The organism is Gordonia metallireducens (assembly GCF_021245825.1).
In the GTDB taxonomy this organism is placed as follows: Bacteria; Actinomycetota; Actinomycetes; order Mycobacteriales; family Mycobacteriaceae; genus Gordonia; species Gordonia namibiensis.
The window spans coordinates 80,043-106,157 of sequence record NZ_JAJQJP010000041.1 but is presented as its reverse complement, the minus strand read 5'-3'; the positions used below and the strand labels follow the sequence as shown (position 1 = coordinate 106,157).

Genomic DNA, 26,115 nt, shown 5'->3' with positions numbered 1-26,115 from the left:
CGTCTCCTTCCGAACGGAGTCCTACGCAATGTGATCCACATCGCATACTAGACCATATTGAGACGATTTGGGAAAAGCGTTCCTAACTCATCCCTCGGCGAGCAGGCGATGACATCGACGCAGCCGATTCACCCACCACTGCTTCCGGTCCTCCGGGGCGGCATGGGCAGCGGCGTCGACTTCGGTACCGGGCCCGATCCACCGCGGTTCGACGACGCCGTCGCGCATCAGGAACGACGGTGCGACGTCGGCAGTGAAGAGCGAGCCGGTGCCGAGTCCGCACGCGAGGTCGAGTCGAGGCAGTGCCGCGGCCGCGGCGACCCCCGCCGCGATACCGACCGCAGAATCGAGGGCGCTCGAGACCACGACCTGGAGGCCGAGGGTGTCGGCCAGTTCGAGCGTGGCTCGCATCCCCCCGAGGGGCGCAACCTTGACGACCGCGACATCGGCCGCATCCGCCGCCACCACGCGCAAAGGGTCGTCGGCCTTGCGGATGGATTCATCGGCAGCGATCGGAACGTCGACCGCACGCCGCACCTGCGCCAGTTCTTCGACCGTGCGGCAGGGCTGTTCGGCGTACTCGACGTCGCCGATCGCGCGCAGGGCGGAGATCGCCTCGCCCACCGACCAGCCGCCGTTGGCGTCGACCCGCACCCGCCCGATCACCTCACGCGTCGCCGCGACCCGCGCGACGTCGTCGTCGAGGGTCTGCCCCGGTTCGGCGACCTTCACCTTCGCGGTCCCCGCGCCGGGATACCGCTTCAACAGGTCCGCCACCTCGTCGGCCGGGATCGCGGGCACCGTCGCGTTGACCGGCACGGTGTCCCGGGCCGCGGGCGGCGGACCGAGGTAGGCGGCCTCGATGCCTGCGCGTAGCCAGGCGGACGCCTCCGCGTCGTCGTATTCGACGAACGGACCGAACTCGCCCCAACCGGCCGGGCCGGCGAAGACCATCGTCTCGCGGGAGGTCAGCCCGCGAAACCTGGTCCTCATCGGAAGGCGGACCACCACGGCCGCCGCGAGCAGGTCCTCCACGTCCGGGATCTCCCACTCGCCTGTCATCGCTTCCTCCTGCGTCACTCGCGTCAACTTTGAACGAGGGTTATGTGAATTCGATGGAACAACCTTTTCAGTTTGTTCCAAGTCCGCTACCCTCGCTCTCATGTCAGTCAACCAGGGATTCGATGCCGGTATCCGCGAGGCGGAACCGATGATCGTCGACGACACCCCGGACACCGCCGGCGAGATCGTGCGGCCGCGGCTCGGAGCCGACTCACTCGTGTGGAAGTTCTACGGCGACTCGCGGGGCATCCTCGGCTTCCAGCGCCTGGCCGGCACCGAGAACTGCATCGAGCAGCTCGGGCAGGCCGTCCTCGACCACTCGGTGATCTTCAGCGACTTCCTCGGCCGCGCGAAGCGCACCGGGCCGCCGGTGATGAAGACCGTGTACAGCACCGAACCCGAGAAGTGGGGCCGCACGGTGCGCGACTTCCATCGCGACATCAAGGGCACCATCAGCGACGGCTCGCGCTATCACGCGCTGAACCCGGAGCTCTTCTACTGGGCCCACGCGACCTTCGTCGACCAGGTCCTCTATATCACCGACACGTTCATCCGCCGCCTCAGCTACGCCGAGAAGGTCCAGATCTTCGAGGAGAGCAAGGTCTGGTATCAGCTCTACGGCGTGAGCGACCGCGGTCAGCCCCAGACGTACGAGGAGTTCGTCGCCTACTGGGAGGACATGCTCAACCGCTTCGTCCCCCACAAGACGATCGTCTACGCGACCGGCTACATCCGCCAGGGGCTGCCACGGCCGAAGAAGATCCCGGCCCCGGTCTGGAAGGTCCTGTCGGCTCCGCTCAACGCGTTCATCCGCACGGTCATCGTGGGGACGCTCCCCCAACAGATGCGCGATGTCTGCGACCTGGAGTGGAACGACAAGAAGGAGAAGAACTTCCAGCGCTTCGCCGCATTCATGCGCGCGATCAACCCGCTGGTCAACCGGCTCCCGCTCAAGTACCTCTACGTCCCCTGGGCCTACGAGGCCTGGCAGAAGGTCGGCATCGATCCCCGACCGTTGCACAACAAGCCCGCGGCCTAACGCCCCAGGAACTCCTCGACGTGCCGGATGAACTCCGCACGGCGGTCGCGGTGCACACTGTGCCCGGCGTCGAGGGTGACGAAGCGTGAGTCGGGCAGGGCCTCGCTGACGGTCCGTAGATGGTGGGGCGGCAGGAAGCTGCGCTCACCACCCGAGATGACCATCGTCGAGGCAGTGACCCGCGGCAGCTCCGACCACCACTCCGGGGCGCAGACGTCGAACTCGGCGACGATCTCGTCGCCCATCCGGCCGTCGAATCGGATGACCGGCCACGGGTTGCGTGCGAGCGCGACGAAACCGCGGATCTGCTCACCGAGCGTCGCCTTCATGGCGATGCCCTCGGACAGATCGGCCTCGTCCCGCGGCATCGGCGGGACCTCCTCGAGGACCATCCGACGCACGCGGGACGGTTCGTACATCGCCAGACGCAGCGCGGTGTGGGCACCGAGTGAATGACCGACAACGTCGGCCACGTGGATACCGAGGTTGTCGAGCACGTAGACGAGGTCGTCGCGGAAGTCGTCGAGCCGATACGGGCCCTCCGGCCGGCCGCTGCGGCCGTGACCGCGCAGGTCGACGCTGACCACACCGCGACCCTGCCGGCGCAACGACGCGGCGAGCGGCCGCCAGGTCGAATGATCCGACGCCATCCCGTGGACGAGCACCACCGGCACGCCACGGTCGGGTTCACCGGCCACCCGGACCGCCAGGTCGGGTTCGGCACGTCGACTGAGCACACGCATGGAGACGAGCCTACGAAAGGCTCCCGGGCGGACCGCGTCACACTCGGGATATGCCCGGTTCAGAGTTGATCGACTATCCGTTCACGGGCACGTCGGTACTCGTCATCGGTGAGCGCACCGCTTTGATGCAGGTCGTCCAGAGACGACAGTCGGTCGGCGACCGTACGGGACCCACTCGATGCCATCCCGGGCGACGGAATCGGACCGACCATCGATTGCGTTGCGTCCCAGTCGATCTCGAAACTCTGGTTGACGGGGTCGACCAGCACGACCAGCCTGCGCTGATACAACGCCGGCTGCCGGAAGATCGGGACCACCTTTCGGGTGTTCACCTCGAAGGGCACCAGACCCGGTGCGGAGATCCGCAGTCCCAATGACATGAGCGGCTGGTTGTTGATCTCGACGCCGGTCTGCTCGACCGACGTCACCTCGGCGACACCCCGGACGCCGGTGGCACGGAGCTGCTCGGAACGGACTCCGCCGGTGTACGTCACCGTGGCGACGACGATACCGAACAGGACATCGAGCAGAGTGATCCCGATGCCGGTCCACAGCATCCATTCGGTGCCCGGGAGGTCGAAGAGGAAGTAGCAGACGAGAAAGATCGGCCCGACTATCCCGCACAGCATGACGAACATGAAGCTGCCCACCGCACGCAGGAGAGGCGCCGAGGCCTGGGGCCCAGCCCCCGATTCGCCGAACATCGTCATGCGGGCACTGTAGTCGCCAGCAGCCCGCTGAGCAGGTCAATAGGCTGCCGGGCGCTGCTCTCGACGACGCGACATCGATCGAGGTCGCGTCGTCGAAACGAGGTTCGGCGGTGCCGCAACGACAAAGGCGCCCGGCCGCTTTCGCGACCGGGCGCCTTTCGACTCAGTGAGTCAGTGCGTCAGAGCAAGAATCACTTGTTGATCTTGGTGACTCGACCCGCACCAACGGTGCGGCCACCCTCGCGGATGGCGAAGCGCAGGCCCTCGTCCATGGCGACCGGCTGGATGAGCTTGACGCTCATCTCGGTGTTGTCGCCCGGCATGACCATCTCGGTGCCCTCGGGGAGGGTGACGACGCCGGTCACGTCCGTGGTACGGAAGTAGAACTGCGGACGGTAGTTGTTGAAGAACGGGGTGTGACGGCCGCCCTCGTCCTTGGACAGGATGTATGCCTGGCCCTCGAACTCGGTGTGCGGGGTCGTGGTGCCCGGCTTCACGATGACCTGACCGCGCTCGACGTCCTCACGCTTGAGGCCGCGGAGCAGCAGACCGGCGTTGTCGCCTGCCTGTGCGGAATCGAGGAGCTTGTGGAACATCTCGATACCGGTGACGGTGGTCTTGGTGCTCTTCTCGCGGATGCCGACGATCTCGACTTCCTCGTTCACGTTGACCTCGCCGCGCTCCACACGACCGGTGACCACGGTGCCGCGGCCGGTGATGGTGAAGACGTCCTCGACGGGCATGAGGAACGGCTTCTCGGTCTCGCGAACCGGATCCGGGATCGACTCGTCGACGGCAGCCATGAGCTCCTCGACCGACTTGGCCCACTCGGGGTCACCCTCGAGAGCCTTGAGAGCCGAGACCTTGACGACCGGAGCTTCCTCGTCGAAGTCCTGGGCGGCCAGCAGTTCGCGGACCTCCATCTCGACGAGCTCGATGATCTCGTCGTCATCGACCATGTCGGCCTTGTTCAGGGCGACGAGGATGTAGGGCACACCGACCTGGCGGGCCAGCAGCACGTGCTCGCGGGTCTGCGGCATCGGACCGTCGGTGGCGGCAACCACGAGGATCGCGCCGTCCATCTGAGCCGCACCGGTGATCATGTTCTTGATGTAGTCGGCGTGACCCGGGGCGTCGACGTGAGCGTAGTGACGCTTCTCGGTCTCGTACTCAACATGCGAGATGTTGATCGTGATACCGCGCGCCTTCTCCTCAGGAGCCTTGTCGATCTGGTCGAACGCGAAGCTCTTGTTCAGCTCCGGGTACTTGTCGTGCAGCACCTTGGTGATCGCCGCGGTCAGGGTGGTCTTGCCGTGGTCGACGTGACCGATGGTGCCGATGTTCACGTGCGGCTTGGTCCGCTCGAACTTCGCCTTCGCCACTTGATTGTCCTCCTGGACTGTCGTTCTCTACTGGGCGGATCCCAGCAGGGGTTTTCATTTACGTTGTTGCGCCCGCTTGTCGGCCAGCGCGTGTCGCCAGGGCGACCGGGGAATTACTCTCCGGTGGCCTTCGCGATGATTTCCTTCGACACGTTCGCGGGAACTTCCGCGTAGGAGTCGAACACCATGGAGTAGTTTGCACGGCCCTGGGTCTTCGACCGAAGGTCTCCGATGTAGCCGAACATCTCCGACAGCGGAACCTGTGCCTTCACGACACGAGCACCACTGCGCTCCTCCATGGCCTGGATCTGGCCACGGCGGGAGTTCAGGTCGCCGATGACGTCGCCCATGTAATCCTCGGGAGTCGTGACCTCGACGGCCATGATCGGCTCCAGGATGACGGGGCTGGCCATCCTCGCGGCTTCCTTGAGGGCCTGCGAGCCGGCGATCTTGAAGGCCATTTCCGACGAGTCGACGTCGTGGTACTGACCGTCGAGCAGGGTGACCTTCAGGTTGACCAGCGGGTAACCGGCGAGGACACCGTACTGCATGGCGTCCTGGGCACCGGCATCCACCGACGGGATGTACTCGCGCGGGACTCGACCACCGGTGACGGCGTTGTCGAACTCGTAGGTTGCACCGTCCTCGGCGTCCACGAGGGGCTCGAGCTTGATGATGACCTTCGCGAACTGGCCCGAACCACCGGTCTGCTTCTTGTGGGTGTACTCGTGCTTCTCGACCGTCTTGCGGATGGTCTCGCGGTACGCCACCTGCGGCTTGCCGACGTTGGCCTCGACCTTGAACTCGCGCTTCATGCGGTCGACCAGGATGTCGAGGTGGAGCTCGCCCATGCCGCCGATGACGGTCTGGCCGGTCTCCTCGTCGAGCTGGACCGAGAAGGTCGGGTCCTCTTCGGCGAGCTTCTGGATCGCGGTGCCGAGCTTCTCCTGGTCGGACTTGGTCTTCGGCTCGATCGAGACGTTGATGACCGGGTCCGGGAAGCTCATCGACTCGAGCACGATGGGAGCGCTCGCGTCACACAGGGTGTCGCCGGTGGTGGTGTCCTTGAGGCCGATCATCGCGTAGATGTGGCCCGCGGTGGCGTCCTCGACCGGGTTTTCCTTGTTGGCATGCATCTGGAAGAGCTTGCCGATGCGCTCCTTCTTGCCCTTGGTGGCGTTGAGCACCTGGGTGCCGGCGTTGATCCGGCCCGAGTACACGCGCACGAAGGTGAGCTTGCCGAAGAAGGGGTGAGCAGCGATCTTGAACGCGAGAGCCGAGAACGGCTCGTCGGCGGACGGCTTGCGCGAGAGGATCTCCTCCTCGTCGCCCACGGCGTGACCCTCGACCGACGGCACGTCCAGCGGGGACGGCAGGTAGTCGATGACCGCGTCCAGCATCGGCTGGACACCCTTGTTCTTGAACGCGGAGCCGCACAGCACCGGGTAGAGCTCGCGGGAGACGGTCAGCTTGCGGATCGCAGCCTTGATCTCCTCGACGGTGAGCTCTTCGCCGCCGAAGTACTTCTCCATGAGGGCTTCGTCGGACTCGGCGACGGTCTCGAGGAGCTGCTCGCGGTATTCCGCGGCCTTCTCGACGAGGTCGGCCGGGATCTCCTCGATGGTCGGCTCGGCACCGGTCGGCACGACGCCGCGCCAGGTGATGGCCTTCTGCTCGATGAGGTCGACGACGCCGTCGAAGTTGTCCTCGGCACCGATCGGGAGCTGCAGGACCAGCGGCTTGGCGCCGAGGCGGTCCTTGATGGTCTGAACGGTGAAGTAGAAGTCCGCGCCCAGCTTGTCCATCTTGTTGACGAAGCAGATACGGGGAACTTCGTACTTCTCGGCCTGACGCCACACCTGCTCGGACTGCGGCTCGACGCCTTCCTTGCCGTCGAAGACAGCAACTGCGCCGTCGAGGACGCGGAGGCTGCGCTCCACCTCGACGGTGAAGTCGACGTGTCCGGGGGTGTCGATGATGTTGATCTGGTTCTTGTTCCAGAAACAGGTCACGGCCGCGGAGGTGATGGTGATACCACGCTCCTTCTCCTGCTCCATCCAGTCGGTGGTCGAGGCACCGTCGTGGGTTTCACCGATCTTGTAGTTCACACCGGTGTAGAAGAGGATTCGCTCGGTCGTGGTGGTCTTGCCGGCATCGATGTGGGCCATGATGCCGATGTTGCGAACCTTGTTCAGGTCGCTGAGCACTTCCTGTGCCACTTAATCGCCTCGCAATTTCGCTAGAGAGCTGTTGGGTCTGAGGTGGGTCCGGCCGCGGCGACCCGTAGGCCGCCGCGGCCGGCAGTGATCACCAGCGGTAGTGCGCGAACGCCCGGTTGGCCTCGGCCATCTTGTGGGTGTCCTCGCGGCGCTTCACCGAAGCACCCAGGCCGTTGGAGGCGTCGAGCAGCTCGTTGGCCAGACGCTCGACCATCGTCTTCTCGCGACGCTGACGGCTGAAAGTGACGAGCCAGCGGAGCGCCAGGGTGTTGGCGCGGCCCGGCTTGACCTCGATCGGCACCTGGTAGGTGGCGCCACCGACGCGGCGGCTCTTCACCTCGAGGGTGGGCTTGACGTTGTCGAGCGCACGCTTGAGGGTGACGACCGGATCGGTGCCGGTCTTCTCGCGGGCCTGCTCGAGCGCGCCGTAGACGATGCGCTCGGCGGTCGACTTCTTGCCGTCCAGCAGGATCTTGTTGACCAGCTGGGTGACCAGCGGCGAACCGTAGACCGGGTCGTTGATCAGGGGGCGCTTGGGTGCGGGTCCTTTACGTGGCATGACTTATCAGTTCCCCTTCTTCGCGCCGTAGCGGCTACGTGCCTGCTTGCGGTCCTTGACACCCTGGGTGTCGAGCGAGCCGCGGATGATCTTGTAGCGCACACCCGGGAGGTCCTTCACACGACCGCCGCGGACGAGCACCATCGAGTGCTCCTGCAGGTTGTGGCCTTCGCCGGGGATGTAGGCGGTGACCTCGACCGAGCTGGTCAGACGCACGCGGGCGACCTTACGCAGCGCGGAGTTCGGCTTCTTGGGGGTGGTGGTGTACACGCGGGTGCACACGCCACGACGCTGCGGGCTGCCCTTGAGGGCCGCGGTCTTGGTCTTCGCAGCCTTGTCATGACGGCCCTTGCGGACCAGCTGATTGATGGTTGGCACTAGGTGTTCATTCCTCTTTGTTGTCTGTTGTGGTTGGTGCTCCGGGCAAACACGGTGAACTCGGTTTCTCAACCGACTTCCGGCGCGCTTCCACAACTCGCCCCACCAGCGCATTCACGCTGGTCAGTACATTTTCGCTACCCCGGGGTCGGGCGTGTCATACACTCGACAGCGGATTCGCTTGTCAGCCCACGGGCCGCCCGTGCCCCGAGTTCACTCGATCTCAGGGCCGACTCGAGAGCCGTTGGCCGGGCATGCGGACTGGCCCAGCATGGGCCGGGCACCGACGATCCACTCTACCGATCGGGTTTGCACAGGTCAAAAAACGGATCCTCCGCGCGACCTGCGGAGGAACAGGTCGTGTGCGCTGGGGTCCGGCGACGCTGAGACATGGCATTACCTTGTCCACTCTTACACCCCGGAACCCGGCGCGTCGAGACTTCGGCGAACCGCAGCCCGGCCGGTACCCGCCGGTGCCCCGTCATGGGCCCGGACCTGCGCGATCGATGCCGCGAACGGACTGTCCGGATCCATCGGCCGTCCGGTCGGCGAAGTCTGGCCGCCGAACCACCGGTCGACGATCGTCGCCTGGCGTTCGAGGTTGTGGCCGGCCCCGGCGTGGCGAGCATCACCCGACCCTCGGATGCCGTAGACGTCCTCACCGAGTTCGTGCCGCGCCTGGACCGCGAGCGCCTCGGCCAGGAACGATGCCGGAGAACGGGCTCCGACGATCTGCCGGGCGTGGACGAGTTCGTGGACCAGCAGCTGGCCGGGCACCGGATAGACCCCTGGACCGGGACCCAGGGGCGCGTCGAACGTCGCGCCGAGATTGCAGAGGATGCGTCCGTCGACCGCGGGCACGGTGAACGCGCGTCCCCCGCGTCCGGCGAGATCGGTGAGGATCACGTCGTCAAGCCATCCGGCGGGCCCGAAGACCTGTTCGACGGTTCGTCGTTCGTCGTCCGACAGGGGGCGGTGCCGAATCCCGACGCGGGCGACGAGCCCGGCACCCGCGCCGACCACCCCGGCGGCCGCGAGACCGAGGGGCCCCAACCAGACCGTGACGATCGCGACGTGCGCGGCCACCAGTACCCCGGCTGTCGACGCCGGACCCGCGGACCACCGCGGGCCGGCGCGCCGAGCGACCGACACCACGACGCCGAGGAACCACCCATAGCCTCGGGCCGCTGCGATCAGGAGTCGGTTCGGCACGAGTGTCCTCAGTCCTTGGCCGCCATGACGACCAGCCCCGGGCCGACGTGCTCGTCGGCGGGCAGTCGGAGTTCGGCGACCGGGCACAGACCGGCCAGTTCGATCAGGCCCACGTACATCTCCGGCGACCACTGATGGGTCGTCCACTCCACCGGGCCGCCGTAGGCCTCGGTGCGTCGCACGTCCTCGTCACCGACGTGCGTCCCGGTGATGAGGTGGCCGCCTGGCCTCAGCGCACGAGCGAACGACCCGAGCACCTGTGGGAGGACGTCGCGAGGGAGGTTGAACAACGACCACCAGGCCACGATCCCGCCCAGCGACGCGTCGGCGAGATCGAGCTCGGTCGCGGAGCCGACCTCGAACCGACAGGACGGGTACAACCGCCTCGCGTTCTCGACCATGCGCGGCGAGAGATCCACACCGGTCACGTCGAGCCCGGCCTCGGCGAGATATGCGGTCACTGTTCCGGGCCCGCACCCGACGTCGAGCACCGGGCCGAGGTCCCGCACGGTGTCGACGAATGCATCGACCGACGCCTTCAGCCACGGGCGAGTCCGGACGTCACCGATCCCCGTCTCCACCACCATGCGGACGTAGTTGTCGGCGATCCGGTCGTAGGACTGTCGGACCGCGTCGAGATCTCCCGGGCGATCGATGGGGTCGGCTCGCATGCGCCCACGATAGGACCCGGATACGACACCGCCCCCGGTCCGGAGAACCGGACAGGGGGCGGATCGTGGAGATCCGAGCGACTACGGGGTGTTGAACCAGGCGACGACCGACGGCCACGCCTTCGGGTTCGACTCGCCGTAGCCGATGTAGGCGCCGATGAACGCGCCCACGCCCGCACCGATCCAACCGAAGACGATGAAGCCGATGAGGCCACCGATCAGCGTGTACAAGGGCGTGTTCCCCCGCCAGCCCTTGTTCAGTTCCGCCCACATGATGTCGTAGCGCTGCGCTTTGGTGATCCGCTTGGCGACGTCCTTTCTGGCCACGCCATCGAGGAGCGCACGATGGTCCGGGCTGACGGTCGGGGTCAGAGTGGCCTGCGATCGGTCAGCGCTGACCGCGGCACGCAACGGAACAGTGAACCCGTCGATCTGCCCCGACAGCGGCATCGATGTGACTGTGCGACCGCGCCCGTCGAGGATCTGGAGCACACCCGCCGGGGTGACTGCGAGGCTTCCGCCGCGCACGTCGACGATCACGCTCTTGTGGTCGCCGGCGATCGCCGCGGACGCCGTCGGGAGCCCCACCGTCGCCGGTGCTGCATGTGCCGTCGCCACGGGGACGGCTATGAGTACTGCACCCATCATGGCCAGCGCCATGATCCCTGCCCTGAGGTGCTTCATGTGTGAATTCTCTTTCTCACGAGGAACTTCGGCCCGTACTCGGGCCGCGGTGATCATATCGGAGAAGAGACATGCGCCCGCAATCGTCTCAACAGGCGAATCCTGTGCCGCATGCTGCTGAATCACATTGCAGCACAGATCAATTGAATATAGTGAGCGGGGTCACTCCGGGGTCTGGGGCAGCTTGACCTTCGCGGCACCGGGTTTCGCCGGGTTCGACGGGGGCGGGACCACCGGCCCGATGTCTCCGTCGGGTGCCTCGTCGAGGTCGACGATGACCGGGGCGTGATCGCTGGGCTTGCTGCCCTTGCGCGCCTTCCGGTCGATCCACGCTGCTTCGACCCGGCCGGCGGCGAACTCCCCCGCCAGGATCAGGTCGATCCGCATGCCCAGGTCCTTGTGGAACATTCCGGCACGGTAGTCCCAGTAACTGAAGACCCGGTCGTCCGGCCAACGGTCGCGGACGACGTCGCGCAGCCCCAGGGCCGCGAACTCGGCGAGCGCGGCGCGCTCCGGAGGGGTGACGTGCGTGTGCCCGGCGAAGGCGTCGGGATCGAACAGGTCTGCGTCGGCGGGGGCGATGTTCATGTCGCCGCAGAGGAGCGTCGTCGACGGGTCGGCGACCGCCTTCGCGAGAGCGGCGAGCCATTCGAGCTTGTATGTGTAGTGATCGGAGTCGGGGCTGCGACCGTTCGGGACGTAGAGCGAGTGGATGCGCAGACCGCCGCACACCGCGGACACCGCACGGGCCTCGAGCGTCTCCGGCGTCGGATAGCCGGGCATGCCGTCGAAACCGACGCGCACGTCCTCGAGCCCGACCCGTGAGAGCAGCGCGACACCGTTCCACTGGCCCTGCCCCGCGTGCGCGATCTCGTAACCGCGTTCGGCGAGATCGGCGCCGAGAACCTCGTGGAAGGCGTCGTCGGAGAGCTTGGTCTCCTGCAGGCAGACGACGTCTGGGCGTCGTTCGTCGAGCCATGGGAGAAGGCGCGGAATCCGCTGTTTCACCGAGTTCACGTTCCAGGTCGCGACGCGCATGGGCCCACGGTAGTACGACGCACCGACGACGATCCGACGCGGCATCCGGGCTTTCCTTCGTCGGTGATGTGTGTCACGTTGGTCTCATCGACACTCTCCCGTCCCGTCCCGATCGCACGCCGCATCGCCCTGTCATCGAGCACTCCTGGCGTCGGTCCGCGCTGTCCGGAGTACGACCGGAGGACAACACCCCCGCGCGTCTGCACGACATCGGTTCCGCCGACCCGCTGCTCGACGCGGCGCGTCCTGTCCTCGACGACGCGGCGGCCCGTCTCGCCGGCACCGACGTGTCCCTGCTCCTCGTCGACCACGAGTGCCGCATGGTGACGCGGGTGGCGTTCGGGACGACCGTCGAACGCAGCCTCGACGCGATCGGCGCGGCGCCCGGGGTCCCGTTCGGCGAGGACATGGTCGGGACCACCGCGCTCGGGACACCCGCGGAGACGCGCGGCGGGGTGATCGTCAACAGCTCTGAGCACTACCTCGAGCAGTTCCGGTCGATCAGCTGCTTCGGACAGCCGATCATCCATCCCACGACGCGACGTCTGGCCGGGATCATCTGCATGTCCGAGATCGCCGACCGCATCAACCCGCTCGCGGTGCCGGTCGTCAACGGCATCGTGGCCGACATCGCCGACCGTCTCCTCGACCGGTCGCGGGCGCACCAGCGCCGCGTGCTCGACGCCTTCCAGCGCGCCGCCCCGCGCCGGGACGTCGCGGTGGCCGCGATCGGCGACGACCTGCAGCTCACCAATGCCCTGGCCGCCGAACTGCTCTCCCCCACCGACATCGGCGCGCTCCGAGCGATCGCCACCGACCCGGCGCTGCGCGCGACGACGCTGCCGTTGACGCTCGTCTCGGGTGCGGAGGCCGAGATCGCCGTCGAACCGGTGGCCGGCACCCGCGGCGCCGCGCTGTTCCGCTTCCGTCCCCTCCTCACGCCGACGCCGACCCGCTCGGCCACGGTTCGGGCGTCGTCGACGACCATCGCCGTGTCCGGTGAGCCCGGTACCGGGCGCACGACGCTGGCCCTCGAGCTGGCGGCAGAGACCTCGGACCCCGAGGCGGTCGACACCGAGTGCGCAGCAGTCGTGGTCGACGTCGCCGACCAGCTGATCAACGGCCGGCAGGTGGACGTCATCGCCGACCTCGGGCGGGCCAGATCGTCGGGCGTCCCACTGGTTGTCGACGGCGTCGACCTCCTCGACGACCGGTCGATCGCGCTGCTCACCCGCGCCACCGCGTCGACGCCGGCGGCGTCTCCCCTGATCCTCGTCAGCGGTCCTCGCGCGCAGGCGTCACCCGCGGTCGCCGCCCTGCTCGGTCGCTGCGCGAGACGCGTCGATCCCGCGCCCCTTCGCCACCGCAGCTCGGAACTCGCGGCCATCGCGAGCGGCGCCCTCGGTGATGTCGATCCGGAACTCACCCTGTCCGGACCGGCGACCGACGCCCTGCTCAGCCAGGACTGGCCGGGCAACTTCACCGAGCTGATCGCGGTCCTGCGTGACGCCGCGGCTGCGTGCCGGACTCGGACGGCACGCGTGATCGAGGCGGCCGATCTGCCGTCTGGTTACCGCACGACCAGTCGGGCAGCCCATCTCTCGGGACGGGAGCAGGCCGAGCGCGCCGCCATCGTCGATGCTCTCGACCGAGCCGGCGGCAACAAGGTCCACGCCGCACGGGACCTCGGGATCAGTCGCACCACGCTGTACGCACGGATGCGAGCACTCGGCATCTAGGCGACGGCCGAACGTCAGTCGACAAGCGGGTCGGCCAGGGTCTGCCGGGCGAGCGCGGCGATGAGGTCGGTCTGCGTGACGATGCCGACCAACAGGTCCCCGTCGAGCACGGGCACGGCGTCGCAATCGCTGCCGGCGAGCATCGGGAGCACCGCGGTCACCGGAGCGTCCGGCGACGCGATCGGCAAGGTCGTGTCCATGACGTCGGCTGCGGTGAGAACGCTGCCGTCCCGGCGCAGCAACCGACCGAACATGCGGTCCGGGCCGCGTCGTGCCGCACCCCCGCGTAGCCGGGAGACGAGATGGATCTGGAAGACGACCCCCAGGAACCGGCCGCCGCGCGTCACCACGGGTAGCGAGGTGAACCGGTGGGTGTCGAACATCTGGGCCAGTTCGGTGAGGGTCGAGTCCGGGCCCACCGTCACGAGGTCCCGGGACATGACGTCACCGGCGACGAGCGGGTCGGCGCGGTGTCCGGCGACCTGCAGTTCGGCAGCCCCGATGAGACGCGCGAGGTCGGCGACCCCGAGGTTGAGGGACTGGCTGTACCGGTCGAGGATGTCGGTCAACTCGGCCTCGTCCAGCCCGATCCGCGCGGTGGCCGAGGACTCGTCGTCGAACCGGCGAGCCGGGTACCGGCGCCCGGTCAGGCGTGCGTACACCGCCGCGAGCGCAACCAGCGCGATCGTCCCGACGGCAACGGGAGCCAGGGCGAACCGGAACCCGACGGCGTGGACCAGGTCCGGGCTGAGTCCGGCGGTCATCGCGACCGCACCTCCGGGTGGATGCACCGCGCGACAGAGCACCATGGCCAACACCGCCGCACCGACCGCGAGCGGGACCCGCAGCTGACTCGGCGAGACCAGCAGGGTCACCGCGACGCCGGCGAACGCCGACACGGTGTTGCCGACCACTGCCGACCACGGCTGGGCCAGCGGACTGTTGGGCGCGGCGAAGAGCAGGACCGCCGACGCCCCGAACGGCGCGATCAGGAAAAGGCCCGTCGTCAGGTCGACTCCGGACGTGGCGAGCACGAGGCCGACCAGTCCGAGGCCCAGGGTCGAACCGACCCCGGCACGCACCGCCTCGCGGGGCGACACCGACGCCCCCGACGGACCCCACGCCTGCAGCACACCGCGGAGACGATCGGCCATGCGCGCTGCCATCGGGTCCCTCTCTGCGTGAACGGGCGGCCATCGCCGCCCCCGGACACGCTAGCGACGTCGCGCCGCGCACTTTCCCCGACCTCCTGTTCACGGCAGCCGTTCAGGACAAACCGGAGGTGTTCAGTTTCTGGACACGGCAACCACCCCGATAGGTGGCAGAAATGAGTCAGGTCACAGCTATGACCCAGATCACGCCTGACCGTCTCATCTCGATCCGCTCGATCCGCCCCCGACGTCGAGCGCTTCACCAGGAGGTTTTCATGACCGCAGTCGCCACCGAACTGCTACCGAAGGTCCGCGACATCATCGGCTCCGACCGTCCGATGCTGATCGGCGGTGAGTGGGTGTGGTCGGCGTCGGGCCGCACGTTCGAGACCCTCGACCCCGCGACCGCCCGTCCCCTCACCTCGGTCGCCCACGGCGACGCCACCGACATCGACCGCGCGGTCCGCGCCGCCCGCGAGGCCTTCGACTCCGGCCCGTGGACGCGGGTGAAGCCGAACGAACGCGAACGGCTGTTGTGGCGCGTCGGCGATCTGCTCACCGAACGGGCAGCCGAGTTCGGTCAGCTCGAAGCACTCGACAACGGCAAGGCCGCGACCATCGCCGCTGCCGTGGACACCGCCTGGTCCGCCGACATCTTCCGCTACAACGCCGGCCTCGCCACCAAGATCACCGGTTCGACGGTCGACGTCTCGATGCCGTTCGTGCCGGGCGGCGAGTTCCACGCCTACACCCTCCGCGAGCCGGTCGGGGTGTGCGGGCTGATCGTCCCGTGGAACTTCCCGCTGCTGATGGCCGCCTTCAAGCTGGCACCGGCGCTGGCCGCGGGCAACACCGTCATCCTCAAGCCCGCCGAGCAGACACCGCTCACCGCACTGTTGCTCGGTGAGATCTTCGACGAGGCCGGGTTCCCGCCGGGCGTGGTCAACATCGTCACCGGTTACGGCGAGGCCGGCGCCGCCCTCGCCGCCCACGACGACGTCGACAAGATCGCCTTCACCGGCTCCACCGAGGTCGGCAAGAAGATCGTCGAGGCGGCCAAGGGCAACCTCAAGAAGGTGTCGCTCGAACTCGGCGGCAAGAGCCCCAACATCGTCTTCGCCGACGCCGACTTCGAGAAGGCCGTCGCCGGCTCGGTGGCCGCCTGGATGTTCAACCACGGCCAGTGCTGCGTCGCCGGCACCCGACTCTTCGTCGAACGCCCCATCTTCGACGACTTCACCGCGGCGGTCGCCGAAGCGGCATCCCAGGCGAAGATCGGGCCGGGCCTCGATCCCGCCACCGAACTCGGTCCGCTGGTCAGTCAGGAACAGTTCGACCGCGTGTCCGGCTATCTCGCGGCCGGTATCGCCGACGGAGCCCGTGCGCTGACCGGCGGAAAGCGTTGGGGCGACGAGGGATTCTTCATCGAACCGACGGTGTTCGTCGACGTCGAGCCGGACTTCTCCATCGTGCGGGAGGAGATCTTCGGACCGGTCGTCGCCGCACTGCCCTTCGACGCCGACACCGGGGTCGCGGCCGCCGCGAACGACTCCATCTACGGCCTCGCCGCGGGCATCTGGACCACCGACTTGTCGAAGGCCCATCGGACCGCCCGGCAGATCAAGGCCGGTTCGGTCTGGGTCAACCAGTACAACGGCTTCGACACCGCGATGCCCTTCGGCGGTTACAAGCAGTCGGGCTGGGGCCGCGAACTCGGCTCCTCGGCCATCGACCTCTACACGCAGACGAAGGCCGTGAACATCGCGCTGTGACCGGCCGTCCCGCTTACCTCCAGAGTTTCCCCCAAGTGCAAAGGAGCACAACATGACACTGACCACCAAGGCCGCTGTTCTCACCGCCCCCGGAAAGCCCTTCGAGATCGTCGAACTCGACCTCGACGAGCCCCGCGAGGGTGAGGTTCTGATCAAGTACACCGCTGCCGGTCTGTGCCACTCCGACCTCCACCTCACCGACGGCGACCTGCCGCCGCGCTATCCGATCGTGGGTGGTCACGAGGGCTCCGGGATCATCGAGGCCGTCGGCCCCGGCGTGACCAAGGTGCAGCCGGGCGACCACGTCGTGTGCAGCTTCATCCCCAACTGCGGCACCTGCCGGTACTGCTCGACGGGACGACAGAACCTGTGCGACATGGGCGCGACCATCCTCGAGGGATCGATGCCCGACGGCACCTTCCGATTCCATTCGGGCAAGGACGATTTCGGTGCGATGTGCATGCTGGGCACCTTCTCCGAGCGGGCCACCATCTCCCAGCACTCGGTGGTGAAGGTCGACGACTGGCTGCCGCTGGACAAGGCCGTGCTCGTCGGCTGCGGTGTGCCGTCCGGCTGGGGCACCTCGGTGTACGCCGGCGGTGTGCGTGCCGGTGACACCGTGGTGATCTACGGCATCGGTGGTCTCGGCATCAACGCCGTCCAGGGCGCGGTGTCGGCGGGTGCCAAGTTCGTCGTGGTCGTCGATCCGGTCGCCATGAAGCGCGACGCCGCACTGAAGTTCGGTGCGACACATGCTTTTGCCGACGCGCAGGAGGCGGCCGCCAAGGTCAACGAGCTCACCTGGGGACAGGGCGCCGACCAGGCACTCATCCTGGTGGGCACGGTCGACGAGGAGGTCGTGTCGAACGCGACGGCCGTCGTCGGCAAGGGTGGCACGGTGGTCATCACCGGGCTCGCCGATCCCGCCAAGCTCACCGTGCACGTGTCGGGCACCGACCTGACGCTGAACCAGAAGACGATCAAGGGCAGCCTGTTCGGCTCGGCCAACCCGCAGTACGACATCGTCAAGCTGCTGCGTCTCTACGATCAGGGTCAGCTCAAGCTCGACGAGTTGGTCACCACGACCTACACCCTCGACCAGGTCAACGAGGGCTACCAGGACCTCCGTGACGGAAAGAACCTGCGCGGGGTCATCATCCACGGCGAATGAGCCGATGACCGGAACACGCGAACAGCTCGTCGGCGGGTCACTCGTCGGCGAGCTGTTCGTCTGTACGAGAAGTGCCGGCGGGCCCGGCGATCGCCTCGCGCATGCGCTGCACCGATGCGATGGTCCGTCGGGCCTGCCGGGCCGGTGAGACGTCGGCGGGCTCCGTCGCATGGACGGTGTTCTCGACCTTGACGTCTTTCGTCAGCTTGCCGATCGTCGACGCCCCGGCACCGCCGTGTTCGATCGCCGACACCGTCGCGTCGGCGGCACCCCGGAGTTCGTCGACGAGATCCTGTTCGCTCTCCGGGTCGACTCGATCGCTGCTCCCGGTGTGGTCGGCGGACCGCGTCAGACCGATCGCCGACCACGCGAGTCCCCTTGCCTCGCGTGTCGTCTCGTGGAGGTGCGGCCGCAGACGACGCAACATCGATCGGTGGAACCGGCTGAGCGAGAACACCGCAGACGTCGCGGTGTCGAGCATCGCGGCCTCGGCCCCGTCGAGCACCCGTACGGCGGCCAGCGCCGCGTCGGAATCGGCCTCCCCCGGCCGGTTCTCGCCTCTGCGCAACGCGACGGAGGCCATCTCGACGAGGGCGTCGAAGTACGCCCGGAGCTTGGTGTCGAGGACGGGTGAGGTCGGCGTGCTCAAGATGAGGAAGGCCGCGGCCGCGCCGACCAGGGCACCGCAGAGGGTCTCCTCGATACGCCACTCGAGGACATGGCGGTTCAGGACACCGAGCAGGTCGTAGCTGTTGGTGAGGACGATCGTGATGAAGAGGATCGTCCAGGTGTAGGAGATCGCACCGAGATAGAAGGCGAAGAAGACCGCGCAGACCACGATCACGTACTGCACGACGGGGTGTTCGCCGATCATCAGCACGGCGGCGACGCCGATCACCAGCCCGACCGCGGTGCCTTGCACGCGTTTGACGGCCTTGGTGAGAATGGCTCCGCGAGTGGCCATCCCGTTGAAGACCATGAAGGCGCTGAGCACCGCCCAATACCAGCGGCTCGCCGAGATGAGCTCGCCGACGGCGAGTGCCACCGAGCAGGCGACCATGACCTGGAGTGCGAATCGGGTGGTGTCGGGTCTGGGTGCCTTCGTCGTCGGCGTCGGCGCCTCACCGGTCGATGCCGCCCCGGTCGATGTCCGGGGCGTGGTCGACTTTCGGTGTCCGACGGTGATCGAGCGCAGATCGGCCGTGGCCGACACGACGATACGCAACGTCTCGATGGTCGGGTCCGGCCCGACGAGCGCCGAGGAGGCAGCATCACCCGGCGACCTCAGTGCGTCGCGAACCCGGGACACCGCCTGGGCGACGGCGGGATCCGCGCGGCGCTCGGCCACCCGGAAGGCTGCTTGCTCGCTCGACAGATGCAGCATCGAGACCCGGCGCGACAGGGTCGTGTCATCCAGATCCGTGTACTGAGCGGCGTCGTAGTTCTTCTGCCATCCGGCGACCGCGCTCGTCGCGGCCGACAGTCGTGTCACCGCCGCCGCCACACGCTGCTGCCCGGTCTCCGGTTCACTCGCGACCCGGAGCAGGTCGTCGGCGCAGATCTCCACGCTCCGCAGGAGGCGCCCGAGTTCCTCGCCTGGCCGGTCGGGGATCAGCACCAGGCGCACGAAGAGTGCGGTCGCCACGGCGATGACGACGAGGCCGCACAGCACCGGCAACGTGTGCAGGTCGGCCCCCATCACCACGGCGAAGAAGAAGGCGAAGAACCCGAAGAAGCCGAGCGCACTCCCCCGCGGCCCGTAGCGCGTCGTCCAGGCGGCGAGACCGGCGATCGCGACGAAGGCGACCGCCCGCGCCGCGGGCCACGGATGCAACAGGGACGCGAGAAGTGCCGCCGCGAAGCCGGGGACGAGCAGCGCGACCGTCGTGACGATCCGGGCCCGCGCGGTCGTGTCCTTGACCGCGCCGACCGTTGCCCACAGCGACAGGAAGCCGGCCGACAGTTCCGCCGCGACCGGGATGCTCACCACCGACCGGATCGCGAGGACCACCAGTGCACCGATGGCGACGGCCGACGCACCGCGCGCGGCCTTGACCAACCTCGCCGCACCCGGATCGTGCGTCGTCAGCGGTGCGGTCAGTGCGAAGGGCGGCGCCATGAGAGGAATCTTCTCATCGCCGCGTGGGATCGCAGGAGGGCGGCGACGCATGTTCGTGCCACCGACGGCGGGGTGCATGCGCGGCGCGTGATCCCGGTGCTTCAATCAGCGTGTGACAGCGACCTGGTGGATTCGTGTTCTCCGCATCGTCTTCGCGGCTCTCGGTGCCGCCGCCCTGATCTATCAGGTCGCGGTGCGGTGGGGCGATGCCGATTTCTCGCTCGGGAACTTCTTCGGCTACTTCACGGTGCTCAGCAACATCGCCGCCGCTGTGGTCCTGCTCGTCGGCGGGCTGCTCGCCCCGACCGGACCGATGTGGGAGTGGGTGCGCGGGGCGGTGACCACCTGCATGGTGATCACCGGCATCGTCTACGCGCTGCTGCTCAGCGGGGTCGACGTCGACGTCACCTACAGCTGGGTGAACGACGTGCTCCACCGCATCATCCCGCTCGTGATGCTGGTGGACTGGGCTCTGGTGCGCGCCAAGCGGCTTCCCGAACGCAGTTGGCTGACCTGGCTGGCCATCCCGCTGGTGTACGGCATCTACTCGCTGATCCGCGGCCCCATCGTCGACTGGTACCCGTACCCGTTCCTCGACCCGCGCGAGCAGGGTTATGTCTCGATGACCATCTCGCTGGTGGTCGTGTTCGTCGGTATGACGCTCATGTCCTTCGGCGTCTACTGGGTCGGGACACGAGGACGTTCGAGGGACGTGACCCCGTCCCCCTTTGCCGCCTGATCCGAAAGAACGCAACGCACCCAGCTCTGCTGCCTGAGGTGCGAGGAGCGCAGCGACGAGCCTCGAAAGCCCGGTGAGACAACACCCCGACTCTTCGAGTCAGGCCTTCCCGTCCGCACCCAATGCGACGGCTATCTGTTCGCACCAGGTGTCGACGACCTGCGCACGACGCGCCGAATCGTCGGTCAGGGTGTCGGCCAGGCCGAGCCCGCGCGCGAAGTCGAGGGTCGCCTGCACGAGACGATGCCCCTTTTCGTCGGCCGGCGAGACCCCCATCGCCGCCATCGTGCGCTGATGGGCCGCACGGGCGAACTTCGCCTCCAACGGCAGGATCAGGGTGCGCAGAGCGGGATCGGAGGCCGCGGCCGCCCACACCTGCAGGGCCGCTTTGAATTCCGTTCCGGTGTAGACGTCGACCACGCGTTGGACGGCTGCCAGCACCCGCGCCGGGGTGATCTGCTCGTCCGGCGCGGCCGCCGCCCCGAACTTGCTGTCCGCGGCCGTCGTGAGGTCGTCGAAGACCTGCTCGAGTGCAGCGGTGATGAGCGACTCCCGTGTCGGGAAGTGGTGCTGCGCAGCACCTCGTGAGACGCCGGCGCGTTCGGCGACCGCGGCGACGGTGGCCGCCGCCCAGCCGTCCGCCGCGAGCGCGTCGATCGTCGCCCGCAGCAGACGCTCACGCGTCAGGCGTGAGCGTTCCTGCTGCGGTTCACGACGATTCGACGACACTCGCGCGGACACCATCGGTGCTACCTCAGTACGACTTCGGAAGGCCGAGGCTGGCCTGCGCGACGAAGTTGAGGATCATCTCGCGGCTGACCGGTGCAACGCGGGCGATGCGGACGAGGCTCAGCATCGGCGCGATGCCGTATTCGGTGGTCAGCCCGTTGCCGCCCATCGAGTGCACGGCCTGGTCGACGAGCTTCACCGCGGCCTCGGCGGCGGCGTACTTCGCCATGTTCGCCGGTTCGGCGGCACCCCAGTCGTCGCCCGCGTCGTACATCGTCGCGGCCTTCTGCATCATGAGCTTGGCCATCTCGAGCTCGATCTTGCCCTGCGCCAACGGATGTGCGATTGCCTGGTGCGCGCCGATCGGCGCCTTCCACACGGTGCGCTCCTTGACGTAGGCCACCGCCTTGTCGAGCGCGAAGCGTGCCATGCCGACGGCCGACGCCGCGGCCATGATCCGTTCCGGGTTCAGGCCGGCGAACAGCTGGCTGAGTGCCGCGTCCTCGTCGCCGACGAGCGCGTCGGCGGGCAGCCGGACGTCGTCGAGGAAGAGCTGGAACTGCTTCTCCGGGTTCTGCAGCTCCATGTCGATCATGGTGTAGGAGAAGTTCTCTGCGTCGGTCGGCACAATGAACAGCGCCGGCTTCAGCTTGCCGGTCTTGGCGTCTTCGGTGCGCGCCACGATGAGGACGGCCTGCGCCTGGTCGACACCGGAGATGTAGACCTTCTGACCGGACAACAGCCAGTCCGAACCGTCACGACGGGCGGTGGTGGTGATGTTGTGGGAGTTCGATCCGGCGTCGGGTTCGGTGATGCCGAACGCCATGGTGATCGAGCCGTCCGCGAGGCCCGGCAGCCAGCGCTGCTTCTGCTCGTCGGTACCGAAACGTGCGATCACGTTGCCGCAGATGGCCGGCGAGACCACCAGCATCAGCAGGCCGGTACCGGAGGCGGCGATCTCCTCCATGACGATCGCGAGCTCGTACATGCCGGCACCGCCGCCGCCGTACTCCTCGGGGAGGTTGACGCCGATGAAGCCGAGCTTGCCCGCCTCCTGCCAGAGCTCATCGGTCTTGCGTCCCTCGCGGGCGCATTCCCGGAAGTACTCCTGGCCGTACTTCGCGGCCAGACCGGCGACCGCGGAACGCAGCGCGGCGCGCTCCGGGGTCTCGACGAAGGGGTTCTCCAAGGCTGTCATCGCGTCTTTTCCTCTGTGTCGTTTCGGGTTCGGATGTTGGCGTCGGCTCAGGCGTGGAAGCCGAGTCGCTTGGCGGCCAGACCGTTGAGAATCTCGGTGGTGCCGCCGCCGATGCCGATGATGCGCATGTCGCGGTATTGGCGTTCGACCTCGGTGCCGGTCATGTAACCGAGCCCACCGTGCAGCTGAACGGCCTTGTTGGCCACCCATTCTCCGGCTTCGACCGCGGTGTTCTTGGCGAAGCACACCTCGGCGATGAGGTCGTCGTGCGAGGTCACCTTCCGCTCGACCACTGCACGCGTGTAGACGCGGGCGATGTCGATGCGACGCGCCATCTCGGTGAGGGTGTCCTGGACCGACTGACGCGCGATGATCGGCTTGCCGAAGGTCTCGCGGTCGCGGGCCCACTGCACGGTGAGGTCGAGGCATCGCTGGGCGCTGGCGTAGGCCTGCACGGCCAGACCCGAGCGCTCGGTCACGAAAGCCATGGCGATCTGGGCGAATCCGGAGTTCTCCGGGCCGACGAGGTTCTTCACCGGGACGCGTGCGTCGACGAAGGACAGCTCCGCGGTGTCCGAGCAACGCCAGCCCATCTTGTCGAGCTTGCGGGTGACGGTGAACCCGGGGGTGTCCTTGTCGATGACGAGGAGGGAGACGCCACCGGCGCCCGGTCCGCCGGTGCGGACGGCCGCGACGACGAAGTCGGCCCGGACAGCCGAGGTGATGTACGTCTTCGAGCCGTTGACGACGAAGAAATCGCCGTCGCGCTCGGCCTTGGTGGTCAGGTGGCCGACGTCGCTGCCGCCGCCGGGCTCGGTGATCGCGAGGGAGCCGATCTTCTCACCGGCGAGGGTCGGGCGGACCCAGCGGTCGATCTGCTCCGGATCTCCGGCGGCGATCAGGTGCGGCAGGGCGATGCCGTGGGTGAACAGGCCGGAGAAGATGCCGCCGGCCGCACCGGCGTAGTGCAGTTCCTCGGCGAGGATCGTCGTGTCGATGATGTCGCCGCCGGAACCGCCGACCTCCTCGGGGATCCCGAGGCCGAACAGGCCGAGCTTGGCGGCTTCGAGGTGCAGCGAACGCGGGATCTCGCCGTCGCGTTCCCAGTCGTCCTGGAAGGGCAGGATGTGCTTCTCGACGAACTTGCGGACCATCGAACGCAGTTCGAGACGTTCCGGCGTGTCCCAGACGTTGGGGCTGGCAATGGGCACCCGAGGCTCCTTAGGTGATGTGACGGTGAGAGATGGTGTGGATCGAGCAGAGGGTTCGACGCTGCGTTCAGGCGCCGCGCGGTTCGCGGCCGGCTCCCGGAGGGCCGGCGAAACACTGTGCGATACCGGACCATTCGAGCGCGTCGTGGCCGACGAACTCCAGGTCGAGGTCGGCGACGGCACGTCGCTGGGTGACGAGCTGGCAGAAGTCCAGTGCCGAGCCGCGCACGATGTTCGACGCGTCCTCGGGGCCCCAGGTCCACAGCTCACCCGACGGCGAGGTGAGGGCGTAGTGGAACGGTTCGGCCGGCGGGACCTTGTTGTTGACGATGTAGGCGAAATCGCGTGTGCGCACGCCGATGTGCGCGACGTGGCGGATGCGGTCGCTGGGCAGCACCGTCACCCCCAGGGCGTCGGCGACGTCGAGACCGTGCGCCCAGGTCTCCATCAGCCGCGCGGTCGCCATGGACGCCGCCGACATCGGCGGGCCGAACCACGGGATCTTCACGCCCTGGGGCACTTCCCGGAGCGCGTCCGCCAGCTTCGCTCGCGCGAGCCGCCAGCCGGCGAGGATCTCCTCCACCGGGGCACCCGCCCCGGCCTCGGCGGCATCGTCGACGTAGGTCTCGGGACTGTTCTGCAGGGCCTCGGTCACCAGCTCGGTGAAGCGGTCGGGATCGGTCGCGGCGATGGCGGCGACCTCGTCGGTCCACGCGAGGTGCGCGATCTGGTGGGCGATGGTCCACCCCGGGGCTGGTGTGGGCGTGGCCCATCCCGCGTCGTCGAGGTCGGCGACCAGTGCATCGAGCTGGTCGGACTCGGCTTCGAGGTCTGCCACGACGCCGTAAACGGCCGCTGCTCGATCGGTCATGCGCCATAGCGTCACACAGGACCGCAGAAGAATCAAGCGTGCTTGATTGTTTCTTCGTCGACGCACAGAAAACCGCCCCTGCGATCCACCCTCAGGAGCGGGTCCGCCGGCGATATGTCGACAGCCTCGCTACAGGGGGTGCAGCTCAGGGGCGGTTTCGGAACGGAGGTGCCCCGCCCTCAGTGGTAGTGGACGTCCAGCGTCGCGCGGCTCAGCAAGACGTCGTCGTATGAGGTCATGGTCGCCTCGAACGAGGAGATCCGACGCCCGGTCTTGATCGGCGTCACCTCGACGGTCACCTCGCTGCCGTCGACCGCCGGCGATCGGTAGAAGCCGATCGCCATGTCACCGATCGAGTACTCCTGCCCTGCCCCGGCGTGCAGGTGCCCGGCGAAGGAGCCCGCCTGGCCGACGATCGTCGCGATGACGCCGCCGTGCATGGTGCCGAACATGTTGCCCATCCAGGGGTCGGTGGCGCTGCGGAACCGGATGCCGGCGTCGCGCTCGGTGGTCCCGTCGAGCACCTCGACCGTCCCGTTGAGCATCTCGACCATCGGTCCGGGATCTCGCTGCTTGGTGGCGATCTCCTCGACCACCGCCCGCCCGGTCAGATCCGCGGGGATGGCGGCCGGGAGCGTCACGCCGTGGTCGTCGTCGCAGCCGGGCATCGCCATCCCGATCTCGGTGGACGGAGTCTGACCCGTCAGTGCACGCCCGACGCGAACATTGCGGGCGGTGCCCACACAACACAGTTGCCCTGCCCCGGAGCGGATCTCGACGTATGTCGAGCCCCAGCCGTCGTCGTGCATCACCACCTCGGCACGCGCCGCGAGCAGGTCACCGATGTTCGCGCGACCGTGCGTCGACAACGACAACCGCGCCTGCAGCGTGGCGGCCGCCGGGTCGTCGTGGGTGCGATGGAACGGGATGCCGCCGCAGTGATCGAACAGAACGGCGAGCGCGGGCAGCTCGATCAGGCCGCGATGGTCGGCGAACTGCGAGCAGAGCAACTGAGCGGCGCGCACGCCCTTGCCCTCGACGGCGAGGTCGCCGAGATGGAAGGCGGACAGCGGGTCGTGTGGCCCCGGGTTCGATGACTCGGCGTGATGCGGATCGCTCATACGTCTTCTGTATCAGCAGAATGCCGCCGACCTCACCTTGAGGAGTCCAACATCACTCCCGTACGCTGTGGATTCGAAGTGTCCAAAGTGACGGGAGATACACATGGGACGCAAGACCATTGCTGGACTCGGAGCCGTTGCGGCATTCGGTGCGATGACGCTGGGCGCTGCGACCGCGCAGGCCGCCCCGGGTGAGCAGGCGCTGAGCGTTGAACAGGTCCCGAACACGGGCATCACCGTCGGCTCGAACGGCGTCAGCGGAGGCTTCCTCGCCTCGATCCTCGCATCCGCGACCGAACCGGGTGTCACCCAGGTCGCACTGAACACGACGCCGACCGAGGCCTGCGCGACCAACCTCAAGGACGCACGCGTCGGCATCAGCTGGACCAACAAGTCCACCGGCCGGTCCGGCAGCGACGTCTTCGACGCCTGCAGCGACGCACGCCCGTCGGACGGCGTGGCCCTCGCGACCGGCGCCGGCTCGATCGAGTTCACCACGACGATCATCGGCAAGAACGACCGCACGTTCACCGTCGTGCCCGGTAGCGGCTCGTTCAAGCGCTAGCAGCAGACAGCAACACCTGTTCGGTCGGGGAC

At 67.7% G+C, this 26,115-nt stretch carries 24 protein-coding genes; 6 read left to right on the top strand and 18 right to left on the bottom strand.

Annotated features, from left to right (window positions below; all coding sequences use genetic code 11):
- Nucleotides 1-87: 87 nt before the first annotated feature.
- Nucleotides 88-1,062 (bottom strand): o-succinylbenzoate synthase, encoded by a 975-nt coding sequence (locus LQD00_RS16825; RefSeq protein ID WP_232718285.1) that lies wholly within the window; start codon nucleotides 1,060-1,062, stop codon nucleotides 88-90.
- Between the two features lie 100 nt (nucleotides 1,063-1,162).
- On the opposite strand from LQD00_RS16825, the gene LQD00_RS16820 reads away from it, so the two are divergent.
- A complete protein-coding gene (locus tag LQD00_RS16820) occupies nucleotides 1,163-2,101 on the top strand; it encodes an oxygenase MpaB family protein (protein WP_232718284.1) in 939 nt (312 codons plus the stop codon).
- On the opposite strand, the gene LQD00_RS16815 is transcribed toward LQD00_RS16820, so the two are convergent.
- The 10 genes from LQD00_RS16815 to LQD00_RS16770 all read right to left on the bottom strand — a co-directional run bounded on the left by LQD00_RS16815 (nucleotide 2,098) and on the right by LQD00_RS16770 (nucleotide 11,742).
- Entirely contained in the window at nucleotides 2,098-2,844 is a 747-nt protein-coding gene (locus LQD00_RS16815; protein ID WP_232718283.1) for an alpha/beta fold hydrolase, read from the bottom strand. The genes LQD00_RS16820 and LQD00_RS16815 overlap by 4 nt on opposite strands.
- 59 nt (nucleotides 2,845-2,903) lie before the next feature.
- Complete coding sequence (locus tag LQD00_RS16810; RefSeq protein WP_232718282.1) at nucleotides 2,904-3,554, bottom strand: SHOCT domain-containing protein; 651 nt, start codon at nucleotides 3,552-3,554, stop codon at nucleotides 2,904-2,906.
- A gap of 191 nt (nucleotides 3,555-3,745) precedes the next feature.
- The gene (tuf, locus tag LQD00_RS16805; RefSeq protein ID WP_232718281.1) at nucleotides 3,746-4,936 is read right to left on the bottom strand and encodes an elongation factor Tu; all 1,191 of its coding nucleotides are present in this window, start codon (nucleotides 4,934-4,936) and stop codon (nucleotides 3,746-3,748) included.
- Between the two features lie 113 nt (nucleotides 4,937-5,049).
- The gene (gene fusA / locus LQD00_RS16800) at nucleotides 5,050-7,155 is read right to left on the bottom strand and encodes an elongation factor G (protein ID WP_232718280.1); all 2,106 of its coding nucleotides are present in this window, start codon (nucleotides 7,153-7,155) and stop codon (nucleotides 5,050-5,052) included.
- Between the two features lie 88 nt (nucleotides 7,156-7,243).
- Nucleotides 7,244-7,714, bottom strand: coding sequence for a 30S ribosomal protein S7 (gene rpsG / locus LQD00_RS16795; RefSeq protein ID WP_006434721.1), 471 nt, complete (start codon nucleotides 7,712-7,714; stop codon nucleotides 7,244-7,246).
- A 6-nt stretch (nucleotides 7,715-7,720) separates the two neighbouring features.
- On the bottom strand, nucleotides 7,721-8,092 hold the full coding sequence (gene rpsL, locus LQD00_RS16790) for a 30S ribosomal protein S12 (protein WP_004020596.1): 372 nt from the start codon (nucleotides 8,090-8,092) through the stop codon (nucleotides 7,721-7,723).
- Nucleotides 8,093-8,503: 411 nt separating this feature from the next.
- A complete protein-coding gene (locus tag LQD00_RS16785) occupies nucleotides 8,504-9,304 on the bottom strand; it encodes a hypothetical protein (protein ID WP_232718279.1) in 801 nt (266 codons plus the stop codon).
- A gap of 8 nt (nucleotides 9,305-9,312) precedes the next feature.
- Nucleotides 9,313-9,975, bottom strand: coding sequence for a class I SAM-dependent methyltransferase (locus LQD00_RS16780; RefSeq protein ID WP_232718278.1), 663 nt, complete (start codon nucleotides 9,973-9,975; stop codon nucleotides 9,313-9,315).
- Nucleotides 9,976-10,056: 81 nt separating this feature from the next.
- A complete protein-coding gene (locus tag LQD00_RS16775; protein WP_143932473.1) occupies nucleotides 10,057-10,659 on the bottom strand; it encodes a hypothetical protein in 603 nt (200 codons plus the stop codon).
- A gap of 162 nt (nucleotides 10,660-10,821) precedes the next feature.
- Nucleotides 10,822-11,742 carry an exodeoxyribonuclease III gene (locus LQD00_RS16770; protein WP_232718277.1) on the bottom strand — a complete coding sequence of 307 codons (921 nt, stop codon included), beginning with the start codon at nucleotides 11,740-11,742 and terminating at the stop codon, nucleotides 10,822-10,824.
- 23 nt (nucleotides 11,743-11,765) lie between these two features.
- Between LQD00_RS16770 and LQD00_RS16765 the strand changes: the two genes are divergently transcribed.
- Complete coding sequence (locus LQD00_RS16765; RefSeq protein ID WP_232718276.1) at nucleotides 11,766-13,436, top strand: sigma-54-dependent Fis family transcriptional regulator; 1,671 nt, start codon at nucleotides 11,766-11,768, stop codon at nucleotides 13,434-13,436.
- 14 nt (nucleotides 13,437-13,450) lie between these two features.
- On the opposite strand, the gene LQD00_RS16760 is transcribed toward LQD00_RS16765, so the two are convergent.
- Complete coding sequence (locus tag LQD00_RS16760) at nucleotides 13,451-14,602, bottom strand: HPP family protein (RefSeq protein ID WP_232718275.1); 1,152 nt, start codon at nucleotides 14,600-14,602, stop codon at nucleotides 13,451-13,453.
- Nucleotides 14,603-14,862: 260 nt separating this feature from the next.
- Between LQD00_RS16760 and LQD00_RS16755 the strand changes: the two genes are divergently transcribed.
- Nucleotides 14,863-16,359 (top strand): aldehyde dehydrogenase family protein, encoded by a 1,497-nt coding sequence (locus LQD00_RS16755; RefSeq protein WP_232718274.1) that lies wholly within the window; start codon nucleotides 14,863-14,865, stop codon nucleotides 16,357-16,359.
- 52 nt (nucleotides 16,360-16,411) lie between these two features.
- The gene (locus tag LQD00_RS16750) at nucleotides 16,412-17,530 is read left to right on the top strand and encodes an NDMA-dependent alcohol dehydrogenase (protein WP_232718273.1); all 1,119 of its coding nucleotides are present in this window, start codon (nucleotides 16,412-16,414) and stop codon (nucleotides 17,528-17,530) included.
- Between the two features lie 37 nt (nucleotides 17,531-17,567).
- Here LQD00_RS16750 and LQD00_RS16745 read toward each other — a convergent pair whose 3' ends face one another.
- The gene (locus LQD00_RS16745) at nucleotides 17,568-19,649 is read right to left on the bottom strand and encodes an FUSC family protein (RefSeq protein WP_232718272.1); all 2,082 of its coding nucleotides are present in this window, start codon (nucleotides 19,647-19,649) and stop codon (nucleotides 17,568-17,570) included.
- Nucleotides 19,650-19,761: 112 nt separating this feature from the next.
- On the opposite strand from LQD00_RS16745, the gene LQD00_RS16740 reads away from it, so the two are divergent.
- Nucleotides 19,762-20,388, top strand: coding sequence for a Pr6Pr family membrane protein (locus LQD00_RS16740; protein WP_232718271.1), 627 nt, complete (start codon nucleotides 19,762-19,764; stop codon nucleotides 20,386-20,388).
- A gap of 99 nt (nucleotides 20,389-20,487) precedes the next feature.
- Here the strand turns inward: LQD00_RS16740 and LQD00_RS16735 are convergent, their stop codons facing one another.
- The 5 genes from LQD00_RS16735 to LQD00_RS16715 form a co-directional block, all read right to left on the bottom strand.
- Nucleotides 20,488-21,132 (bottom strand): TetR/AcrR family transcriptional regulator, encoded by a 645-nt coding sequence (locus tag LQD00_RS16735; protein WP_232718270.1) that lies wholly within the window; start codon nucleotides 21,130-21,132, stop codon nucleotides 20,488-20,490.
- Between the two features lie 10 nt (nucleotides 21,133-21,142).
- Nucleotides 21,143-22,315, bottom strand: coding sequence for an acyl-CoA dehydrogenase family protein (locus tag LQD00_RS16730; RefSeq protein ID WP_232718269.1), 1,173 nt, complete (start codon nucleotides 22,313-22,315; stop codon nucleotides 21,143-21,145).
- Nucleotides 22,316-22,362: 47 nt separating this feature from the next.
- Nucleotides 22,363-23,526 (bottom strand): acyl-CoA dehydrogenase family protein, encoded by a 1,164-nt coding sequence (locus tag LQD00_RS16725; protein ID WP_006866119.1) that lies wholly within the window; start codon nucleotides 23,524-23,526, stop codon nucleotides 22,363-22,365.
- 67 nt (nucleotides 23,527-23,593) lie between these two features.
- Nucleotides 23,594-24,397, bottom strand: coding sequence for a TIGR03084 family metal-binding protein (locus LQD00_RS16720; RefSeq protein WP_232718268.1), 804 nt, complete (start codon nucleotides 24,395-24,397; stop codon nucleotides 23,594-23,596).
- A 179-nt stretch (nucleotides 24,398-24,576) separates the two neighbouring features.
- Nucleotides 24,577-25,518, bottom strand: coding sequence for a PaaI family thioesterase (locus tag LQD00_RS16715; RefSeq protein ID WP_232718267.1), 942 nt, complete (start codon nucleotides 25,516-25,518; stop codon nucleotides 24,577-24,579).
- Between the two features lie 103 nt (nucleotides 25,519-25,621).
- Between LQD00_RS16715 and LQD00_RS16710 the strand changes: the two genes are divergently transcribed.
- Nucleotides 25,622-26,083 carry a hypothetical protein gene (locus tag LQD00_RS16710; RefSeq protein ID WP_232718266.1) on the top strand — a complete coding sequence of 154 codons (462 nt, stop codon included), beginning with the start codon at nucleotides 25,622-25,624 and terminating at the stop codon, nucleotides 26,081-26,083.
- Nucleotides 26,084-26,115: the final 32 nt, after the last annotated feature.

Excerpts from the sequence above, each read along its gene's own strand:
- LQD00_RS16825 (WP_232718285.1), bottom strand. The coding sequence starts at position 1,062 with ATGACAGGCGAGTGGGAGATCCCGGACGTGGAGGACCTGCTCGCGGCG.
- LQD00_RS16820 (WP_232718284.1), top strand. The coding sequence starts at position 1,163 with ATGTCAGTCAACCAGGGATTCGATGCCGGTATCCGCGAGGCGGAACCG.
- LQD00_RS16815 (WP_232718283.1), bottom strand. The coding sequence starts at position 2,844 with ATGCGTGTGCTCAGTCGACGTGCCGAACCCGACCTGGCGGTCCGGGTG.
- LQD00_RS16810 (WP_232718282.1), bottom strand. The coding sequence starts at position 3,554 with ATGACGATGTTCGGCGAATCGGGGGCTGGGCCCCAGGCCTCGGCGCCT.
- rpsG (WP_006434721.1), bottom strand. The coding sequence starts at position 7,714 with ATGCCACGTAAAGGACCCGCACCCAAGCGCCCCCTGATCAACGACCCG.
- LQD00_RS16780 (WP_232718278.1), bottom strand. The coding sequence starts at position 9,975 with ATGCGAGCCGACCCCATCGATCGCCCGGGAGATCTCGACGCGGTCCGA.
- LQD00_RS16775 (WP_143932473.1), bottom strand. The coding sequence starts at position 10,659 with ATGAAGCACCTCAGGGCAGGGATCATGGCGCTGGCCATGATGGGTGCA.
- LQD00_RS16770 (WP_232718277.1), bottom strand. The coding sequence starts at position 11,742 with ATGCCGCGTCGGATCGTCGTCGGTGCGTCGTACTACCGTGGGCCCATG.
- LQD00_RS16760 (WP_232718275.1), bottom strand. The coding sequence starts at position 14,602 with ATGGCAGCGCGCATGGCCGATCGTCTCCGCGGTGTGCTGCAGGCGTGG.
- LQD00_RS16755 (WP_232718274.1), top strand. The coding sequence starts at position 14,863 with ATGACCGCAGTCGCCACCGAACTGCTACCGAAGGTCCGCGACATCATC.
- LQD00_RS16750 (WP_232718273.1), top strand. The coding sequence starts at position 16,412 with ATGACACTGACCACCAAGGCCGCTGTTCTCACCGCCCCCGGAAAGCCC.
- LQD00_RS16745 (WP_232718272.1), bottom strand. The coding sequence starts at position 19,649 with ATGGCGCCGCCCTTCGCACTGACCGCACCGCTGACGACGCACGATCCG.
- LQD00_RS16735 (WP_232718270.1), bottom strand. The coding sequence starts at position 21,132 with ATGGTGTCCGCGCGAGTGTCGTCGAATCGTCGTGAACCGCAGCAGGAA.
- LQD00_RS16730 (WP_232718269.1), bottom strand. The coding sequence starts at position 22,315 with ATGACAGCCTTGGAGAACCCCTTCGTCGAGACCCCGGAGCGCGCCGCG.
- LQD00_RS16720 (WP_232718268.1), bottom strand. The coding sequence starts at position 24,397 with ATGACCGATCGAGCAGCGGCCGTTTACGGCGTCGTGGCAGACCTCGAA.
- LQD00_RS16715 (WP_232718267.1), bottom strand. The coding sequence starts at position 25,518 with ATGAGCGATCCGCATCACGCCGAGTCATCGAACCCGGGGCCACACGAC.
- LQD00_RS16710 (WP_232718266.1), top strand. The coding sequence starts at position 25,622 with ATGGGACGCAAGACCATTGCTGGACTCGGAGCCGTTGCGGCATTCGGT.